This window comes from Candidatus Stygibacter australis (genome assembly GCA_030765845.1).
Taxonomy (GTDB): domain Bacteria; phylum Cloacimonadota; class Cloacimonadia; order Cloacimonadales; family TCS61; genus Stygibacter; species Stygibacter australis.
Window position 1 is genome coordinate 1 of record JAVCDJ010000144.1, and the last position, 9,168, is coordinate 9,168.

8 protein-coding genes are annotated in these 9,168 nt (G+C 41.2%); 4 read left to right on the forward strand and 4 right to left on the reverse strand.

Annotated elements, in window-relative coordinates; translation table 11 throughout:
• From glnS to RAO94_07175, 4 genes are all read right to left on the reverse strand, one after another.
• A partial coding sequence (gene glnS / locus RAO94_07160) for a glutamine--tRNA ligase (GenBank protein MDP8322111.1) occupies positions 1-982 on the reverse strand: 982 nt, incomplete at its 3' end.
• Positions 983-1,123: 141 nt separating this feature from the next.
• Entirely contained in the window at positions 1,124-2,560 is a 1,437-nt protein-coding gene (gene gltX / locus RAO94_07165) for a glutamate--tRNA ligase (protein MDP8322112.1), read from the reverse strand.
• A gap of 223 nt (positions 2,561-2,783) precedes the next feature.
• A complete protein-coding gene (locus RAO94_07170) occupies positions 2,784-3,782 on the reverse strand; it encodes a T9SS type A sorting domain-containing protein (GenBank protein ID MDP8322113.1) in 999 nt (332 codons plus the stop codon).
• 86 nt (positions 3,783-3,868) lie between these two features.
• Positions 3,869-4,084 (reverse strand): GxxExxY protein, encoded by a 216-nt coding sequence (locus tag RAO94_07175; protein ID MDP8322114.1) that lies wholly within the window; start codon positions 4,082-4,084, stop codon positions 3,869-3,871.
• Between the two features lie 209 nt (positions 4,085-4,293).
• Between RAO94_07175 and RAO94_07180 the strand changes: the two genes are divergently transcribed.
• The 4 genes from RAO94_07180 to dapF form a co-directional block, all read left to right on the forward strand.
• Positions 4,294-5,274, forward strand: coding sequence for a hypothetical protein (locus tag RAO94_07180; GenBank protein ID MDP8322115.1), 981 nt, complete (start codon positions 4,294-4,296; stop codon positions 5,272-5,274).
• Between the two features lie 1,496 nt (positions 5,275-6,770).
• A complete protein-coding gene (locus tag RAO94_07185; GenBank protein ID MDP8322116.1) occupies positions 6,771-7,880 on the forward strand; it encodes a M20/M25/M40 family metallo-hydrolase in 1,110 nt (369 codons plus the stop codon).
• On the forward strand, positions 7,877-8,623 hold the full coding sequence (gene dapB, locus RAO94_07190) for a 4-hydroxy-tetrahydrodipicolinate reductase (GenBank protein MDP8322117.1): 747 nt from the start codon (positions 7,877-7,879) through the stop codon (positions 8,621-8,623). Before RAO94_07185 ends, dapB begins: the two co-directional genes overlap by 4 nt.
• On the forward strand, positions 8,613-9,168 hold a 556-nt coding region (gene dapF, locus RAO94_07195; GenBank protein ID MDP8322118.1), incomplete at its 3' end, for a diaminopimelate epimerase. The genes dapB and dapF, both read left to right, overlap by 11 nt.

Consider the following 9,168-nt stretch of genomic DNA (forward strand, 5'->3'; position numbering starts at 1 on the left):
GTTCCAAAAGTGCCAGGTCAACTATGCTCTCACGCTTGGCAAGACCTATCCGATCACAAAAATCACGGATTGATTCCGCGGTATATCCTCTCCGGCGTAAACCACTCACAGTAGGCATCCGCGGATCATCCCAGTCATCAACTATCTTTTCCTCTACCATCTTCAAAAGCTTGCGCTTGCTCATCACAGTGTAAGTGAGATTAAGTCGGGCAAATTCTATTTGCTGTGGATGGAATACTTCCAGTTCGTCCAAAAACCAGTCATATAAATAGCGGTGAACTTCAAATTCCAAAGTGCAGAATGAATGTGTGATCTTCTCAATTGAGTCACTGATGCAATGCGTGAAATCATACATTGGATAGATGCACCATTTATCACCTGTACGATGATGATGGGCATACATGATGCGATAGATCACGGGATCACGATTATGCACATTGGGACTGCTCATATCTAATTTTGCTCTTAAAGTGCGAGTCCCTTCTGGAAATTCTCCTGCTTTCATTCTGCGGAATAGATCCAGGTTTTCTTCCACACTACGCTCACGCCAGGGGCTTGGTTTACCAGGCTCTGTGAGTGTTCCCCGATATTCTCTGATCTCATCTCCACTCAGATCGCACACAAAAGCTTTACCGTTCCTGATCAATCGCTCTGCATATTCATATATTTGATCAAAATAATCAGAAGCATAATATTCTCTATCTTCCCAGTCAAAACCCAGCCAGTGCACGTCCTCTTTGATACCGTCCACGTAGGCTATTTCTTCCTTACTGGGATTGGTATCATCAAATCTGAGATTGCACTTGCCATTATACTTCAGCGCTGTGCCAAAATCAAGACAGATCGCCTTCGCATGTCCTATATGCAGATGCCCGTTTGGCTCCGGGGGGAACCGCGTATGCACTGCTCCATCATGTTTCCCATTTCGTATATCTTCTTCCACGATTTCGTGGATAAAATGCGTATTCTCTTTTTTCTCCATTATATATTTCTCCTTTTTAAGCTAACTTTTATAAGCTACCTTGCGAATGGTCGAATGACCTCCGCAATGGTGGCGACAGATCAATTCTCCAAACAAAAAAGCTCAACCATTGCGAAGGTCAAGACCATTCGCAAGGTCTTCTCACTTCTCACTTCTCACTTTATTCAACCTTTCTATACACCGTTCTTTTCCCGCCAGCTTTATGATCTTATCCAGTTCAGGACCATGCACACTGCCAAACATCGCCAGTCTCAACGGAAAATAAAGTTTCTTACCTTTCACTCCATAATTCTCCGCGGTCTGCTTCAATAAATCATTCACGCTTTCTGCACTCCAGTCAGATTGCAAGCTGAGCTTCTCTGCCCAAAATCCACACATTTCCTGTGCTGTGGATTCCTGCAGAATTGCTCTATCCTCCTCGCTATATTCTATCTCTTCTTTAAACGTCTTGCATTCCAAAGGCATCTCTTTCAAGGTTGCCACCCTTGGTCTGCTGTAATCCACAAATTCTCTTAATTCTTCTTCATCTATCTCACCAAATACCTCTATGAAAAAAGGTCTGGCTGCTGTTACGATCTTATCCAGATCCATGGTTTTAAGGTAATGACCATTCATCCAGCGTAATTTCTCTATATCAAATACTGCCCCTGATTTCGTCACGCGCTTCAGTGAGAATTCCTTCTCGAGCTCTGCCAGAGTAAATAATTCCTGATCCCCCTTGGCATGCCAGCCCAGCAGGGCAATGAAGTTCAATAATGTTTCCGCCAGAAACCCCTTATTAAGATAATCTTCCACTGCCACATCTCCCTGTCGCTTGCTTAATTTAGATTTATCAGGATTCAGCAGTAATGGCAGATGCGCCATCTTAGGTGGTTTCCAGCCTAACTGCTCATAAAGGAATAAATGCTTAGGCACACTGGAAAGCCATTCTTCACCTCTGATCACGTGACTGATCTCCATCAGATGATCATCAACCACGTTTGCCAGATGATAGGTAGGAAAGCCGTCACTCTTGACCAGCACCTGGTCATCTACCATATTCCAGTCAAAAGTCACCTTCTCTCTCACAACATCATAAAAGAATACCTCACTCTCATCAGGAGTTTTCAATCTGATCACATGATCTTCTCCTGCGCTAGCTCTTGCGGCTGCTTCAGCGGGTGGTATATTACGGCAACGTCCATCATATCCCGTCACATAGCCGTCTTTCTGCTGCTCCTCACGCATCTTATCCAGATCTTCTGAACTGCAGAAACAGTAATATGCTGCTCCTTTTTCTACCAGTTCAAGCGCATATTTTCTATATAATTCTGTCCGTTGACTTTGGTAATAGGGTCCATAATTACCACCTGCTTCCGGTCCTTCATCTGCCTGTAAACCTACCAGTTTCATAGTCGCCAGCAGGTTTTCCACTGCCCCTTCCACATACCGGGTCTGGTCTGTGTCTTCTATCCGTAAAATGAATGTCCCGCCTACTTTACGGGCATAAAGGTAATTATATAAAGCCGTCCTTAAGCCACCCACATGCAGGTAACCTGTGGGGCTGGGTGCAAATCTTACTCTGATTTCATTAGCCATCGCATCTCTCCTGTACTATAAATATTTGAATTGTAAAATATTATTCCAACCACTCACATGTCAATCAAAACCTGAACCCATAATTAAGCTATCGAGTTAAGATGATGTACCCGTCAGATTGACTTGAGAGCGATTTATTACTCCAGATTTATTTTCTTTATCCCCTGCCCAGCAGCTTAAGTCAATCCGGAAATACCGTATTAACTCAATATTCTTCGCTAAGCTACGTCAAAATAGTGATCTTCTTCACCTCGCGCCTTGTGTCACTTTCAAAATAGACAAAGTATATCCCGCTGCCAAATTTATCAGCATCCCAGATAACAGCATGTTTCCCCGCTTCAAAATACCCATCTACCAGCGTTTCCACCTTCTGCCCTCGCAGATTATAGATGTTCACCAGCACATCACCGTTTTCCTCAATCTCATAACAGATATTCGTTACCGGATTAAATGGATTAGGATAATTACCATCGGGATCAGGTTCTGTTGCCTCCAGAGTAATGATCGCTCCCTCTGGAATATCGCCAATATTGGTAGTTAGAGTAACTTCCAACGTTGCCAGCATATCTTTTCCCAGCCAGTTACTGAAAGCTGATTCTGAAAGCACATTGTTCAAATATTCTGCCTTTATTGCATATCTATAAACGCCCATCTCCACTGTTGCCCAGCTTAGATCACTATAAACCGTGTCTGATATTCCCTCGGCAACCATGATCCAGTTTTCTTCATTTTCTTCATCTCCCAGCAGCAGACGATAGAGTTTGTAGTCTTCTACCAATCCCTGTCCGGGACTGTGCCAGATAATCTCAGCCAAAGTTTCATATTCGTTCTGAGCAGCTATTACGTCATAAGCAGGAAATACAATTTCATTTATTATTATATCACCAAGATCAGTATCATCTGCTCCGATCACTGCTTCGCCAATAAAAACCTGGTAGCCTTCTGCCTCAATGATCATCTCATAGGTGTTATCAGAATAAACCGTATCTATCATGAAATAACCATCTTCATCAGTTATTCCCGTATGTGTTCCCATTCCCGTTAAAGTTACCTCTGCATTGGCAATTCCAATATCAGGAAAATCAGAGCCTACAACTCGCCCAGTTACTTCTACCTCAGGAGATGGCTGAAGATAATACCCCCTATCAGTTTGGCTTATAGCAAATACCTGTGAACCCGACAATAAAATTATAAACAACAAATAAATTGAATTTCTTTTCATAATAACCACCTCTTAATTCTCTTAATTCTCTTAATCCTCTTCATCCTGTAAATCCCGTAAATCCAGATCCCGACGATTTTATCCCACTAATCCTGATCAGGGGTATATTCAAGACTAACTGCTCCAAAGTTTATGAGAAGTCCAGTCTCTAATTTGTAGGCTGTGAGATAATTCTTTGCCTGAGCCAGGTGTGCATCTTCCAATCGAATCAAAGCTTTTAATTCCACCATAATTCTACCATCAATAATGAAATCAGCCCGACGAGAACCAACGTTATGTCCCTTATAGAAAATATCCTGCACTATTTCCCCCCTTACTCATTTATTATATTTGTGTCAAGTAAATAATAGTGTACACAAATACTCCCACTTCTGTCCACAACGTTCTTTACGTCCACTCCGTCCACTGCGTCCACAACGTCCACAAAAAATCCCGGCTCCAGGCAGTAAATAAAATTTCTTGCCAAAATATTTAATAAAACGATATTTTGTACAACTGATGGAGGTATTAAATGAAGATCCCAAGACTTTTATTGCTGATGATTATATTTATATCCGCCTTGTCTATCCAGGCACAGGATATAAATGATTTAACTACTAACCCGGGTTATTATGGTTTTTTTGCAGATGCTGAAGCTGATTTCACTTTAGTTACGAGAGAGAATGATAAACTAAGGATGGAATATTATCCTCATAAGTATATCTTTAAAAGTACTTCCAGAATACTGCTCTTTGATAGATGGGAGCTTAGTGGCAAGACAGAAATTCTGAGAAGAATTAACCATGGCAATCTGACTTATCATACTGCTAATTCAACGACAATTATTAGTAAATATAATACTGCTCTGGATCTGGAATTCAAGAGTATTTTTAATTTTTATGACTCTCTCAATTTATATCTCGCAACTAAATATTATTATTCAAAATCTACTTTTGATTATGACACAATTCCTGATGAAACTTTTGACTGGAGTACCTGGGACTATACTGCCGGGTTAAGCATCGAAGGAGAGAAAGGTATCAGGCTGCTTACTCCTGGTTATGTTTTCCAGAATGGACTTTTTGCTGAACTGCTTTACAGCAATTATTTTCAGTACAAATTTGATGGACGCTCCTCAGATTCAGATAGATCATCGTGGTTGGCAAATCTCAGCTATTCTTCTATTCATAGAAATTTTATGATCACTCCTGGATGTTATAATATTTACTTAATAGATCGAGAAATACTCACATCCACACCAATTATTTCCACAGTCTGGGACTATTCAAAAGCTTGCAGGTTTGATCTCAGCTTTGGTGGAAATTTTGCTTTCAGCGAAGGTTACAAAACAGAATACACCCTGATCGGGGTTGCTGATCTGCACACCTTCTTCAAATTTCAGCCAGTTTATCTGGATTTCTTCCTCGGATACCAAATCCAGCGTCACCCTGAAAAATCTTCCACATATTCTGAAGCAAAAATGGGACTCCAAATATTACTGGGTTATATCTAAAATATAAAACCCTGCTTTTTCTAAAAGTGCTCTTCGACTGCGTCCACTCTGTTCACTGAGTTCACAATGTCCACTTCGTCCACAACGTCTACTCTGTCCACTCCGTCTACCCTTGAAAAAAATACATTAGTATGTTGCCATTAAAATCTTTTTAAATCCCGTAAACACTCAAAATCTCATTTTCACAGGCTTTTTAAAGAAATAACTCTGCAATCATCTATAAACAATAACTTTAACATTTTAATTTGTCATGCTCCCGCACCCCAGTACCCTCCCTGTTGGTTCCCTGTGGCTTTCCAAAGAATAAAGTCAAGTTATAACTGCAAAATATAACACCTGTTTTGGTGAAAAATAACTAATGTAAGAGTAAGGATTCAGTAGTTTTGAACTGTATTCAGGGCAAGACTTCTGGGATCCGGCAGGGGGTAGAAGATTTTTTAACCACAGAGGGCACAGAGAACACAGAGAGAATGTAATGTAAGACTAAGGATTTATAAAAATAACTTGATTTTAGTTCACTTATGGGATAAAAATCGAAGATCTATGAAGCCAGATTCTGGTAGGGGCAGACCCGTGTGTCTGCCCTCTTTCGAAACTATAAAACAGTAAATTCCGGGCAGACACACGCGAGTCTGCCCCTACCAGTTTGTTAATCAAATATTTTGATGTCGGAAAAATAACAAATAGGAGGAGGGTGGCAAATGGGATTGAGCTTGCCATCTGATCACTGTATTTGTGAAATCTTATTAAATTCAACCTAAAAACATTACCACTGTACCCTGGTAATATACTATCTCTATAAATATCAATTAAATATACTTTAAGGTATCTAAATGCCAGTATTATGACAGAACAACTTAGCACATAGTGACATTAAAATGTTAGATAGTGCTTAGTCGCTTTTCCAGATTACCGGCAAGCGAGATTGAAGTATCTACTATGATGTTCAAAAATTGAGAAATAGGAATGCGATTATTTGATGAAAACCCTGAACAAATTAACACCATTGTACCAGCATTCAGGCAACAAAGGTGAGACCTGGGGGTAGTGCAACGATGAACGGGATAACATCAATATGTCATGCCGTTCATCGTTGTACTACACGTAGGTCTCCCGAAGGTTACCCGAGTGTTGCAGGGGTGTATGTAGTGGGATTATATGGGAAATTTAATTAGGATTTTCAATGTTATCCCGCAGCTAAGAAAAAGTATGAGTAAATATTAATAAAAAGTCAGGATTCTGGATCTTAAAAGAGATAAAAATTGGGGATTTATGGAGTCATGTCCTGGAAGGGGCAGACCAGTGTCTGCCCGGAATTTGCTGCATTAATATTAATTAAAGAGGGTAGGCACGCGGGTCTGCCCCAACCAGTTAATCTATCAAACATTCAGGTGTGGGAAAAATAACACACGGGAGGAGGGTGGTAAATGGGATTGAGCTTGACATATTGAGCGGAATAGGGAAAGTGAATTAAGGAAGAAAAATAAGGAAAAACGATGAGCAGAAGTGTATTGGATTACTTTATCGAGCTGGTACAGATAGACAGCGAATCTCTATATGAAGGGGCAATAGCCTTAGGGCTTAAAACTGAGCTGGAAAGGCTGGGTGCTGAGGTATATATAGATAAGGCAGGTGAAGTTACTGGTGGTGAGATTGGTAATCTGATCGGCTGGCTCCCGGGTAATAAAGACCTGGAACCCTTATTTTTGTGTGCTCATATGGATACCGTGCAGCCTGGCAAGGGAGTGAAGCCAGTAATTGATGGAGATATTATCCGCTCGGAAAGCAATACGATTTTAGGTGCTGATGATAAGTGTGGAATAGCCATGATCCTGGCAGTGCTTGATGAATACAAAGAAAGTGGGGACGCACATGCCCCTCTGGAGATCGTGTTTACAGTAAGTGAGGAAATCGGACTTCTGGGAGCAAAAGCTCTTGATCTATCCAGATTAAAATCAAAAAGAGGTTATGTCCTTGATGGTAATAAAATCGGGGAAGTGGTGAAAGCGTCACCTAATCAAGCTGACTGGAAGGCAATCATCAGAGGGAAAAGTGCGCATGCCGGAGTAGAACCGGAAAAAGGTAATAATGCGATCAGAGCTGCAGCAGCTGCGATACTGGCTATCAAAGATGGCAGAATAGATGAAGAAACTACCATGAACTGCGGAAAGATTTGTGGAGGAATAGCAACGAATATCGTCTGTGATGAAGTGAAAATTGCCGGTGAGATCAGAAGCCATAATGAAAATAAGCTGTTTAATCTGGGCGAAGAAGTCAAGGAGCAGTTTCAGGCTACAACCCGTGAATATAAATGCACCCTGGAATTTGACCTGAATATCTCGTTCCAATCAACAATGATAGATGAAAACGATGAACTGGTGAAGCTAAGCGAGCAGGCATTTAAGGCGACCGGGATTACTCAGAAGCTGGTTATTAATGGTGGAGGAAGTGATGCGAATGTGTTTTCCCGCAAAGGCTTACAGGGAATCGTTGTGGGAATGGGGATGCAGAAAATACACTCAATAAACGAATACATTATGTTAGATGACCTTAAACGGGGCAGAATCTGGTTGAAAAATGTAATAGAATTGTGGAGCAGAAGATGATCAAACTGGCAATAATTGGATATGGTCAAATGGGTAAAATGATCGAGAAGCTGGCAGCCAGCTATGATCTTGAAGTAGTAAGCAGGATAGACCCCCGTCTGGGTACTGAAATATGCCATAAAGATTTGAATGAGGCAGAAATCGCAGTGGAATTTACTCAACCGGATACAGCTTATAGCAATATCTGCAAATGTATGGAACTGGGTGTAAAAGTAGTGAGTGGCACCACCGGCTGGCATGAGCATCTGCCGGAACTGAGGAAATTTGTATCAGATATGGGTGGCAGTGTAGTTTATGGTTCAAATTTCTCACCCGGGATGAATAAATTTTATGAAATAGTGCGTGCAGCGGCGCAAATTATGAAAGATATGAAAGATTATGATGTGTATGGCTATGAAATGCACCATAAATATAAAAAGGATAGTCCATCCGGCACAGCCAGAAATCTGGCAAAGATATTGATCGATGAACTGCCGCAGAAAGATAAGGTCATCTATGACAATCTGCAGCGGATAAAAGCTGATGATGAGCTGCATTTTGCCAGTGTGCGGGGAGGGAATATCCCTGGAGAACATCGCATTGGTTTTGATAGTGAATATGACAGCATTGAATTGCGTCACACAGCTCGCAGCAGGGAAGGGCTGGCAGCAGGAGCATTAATGGCTGCAGTGTGGTTGAGCAATAAGCAGGGTTTATTTGATTTCAGTGAAGTTTTAGCTGGGAGAAATAGAGATGAAGCTTGAATTTATCAAAATGACCGCTCAGGGAAATGATTACGTTTATATTGATAAACGTAAAACAGCGCTTAACGGTGTTGATATAAAAGATCTGGTGATCAAATTAAGTGACCGCCATTTTGGGATTGGCAGCGATGGAGTAGTATTTTTGCATGAAAGTTCTGAAGCTGACCTTAGAATGGAGATGTATAATGCAGATGGCAGCCGTGGCAAGATGTGCGGAAGTGCCCTAAGGTCACTGATATATCTGCTTTCAAAGGAAACGAACCAGCATGAATATACAGTAGCTACAGATAGTGGTATTCGCAAGGGCTGGCTTAAAAGCGCTGCTGGAATGGTGAAAGTGGAAATGGGAAAAGTCATGGAATATAATCAGATCGAGGATGAAGATGATTTTATCTATCTGGTGGACGTTGGAAATCGTCATGCAGTGAAGATCTTTGATGATATAGATGAAATGAATTTTCTGGAAGAGATAAAGAGGCAGGAGAATTTTTTGGAAGATAGGGCGATAAACCATGAATTTGTGGAAATCACTGGCGGTGACAGCC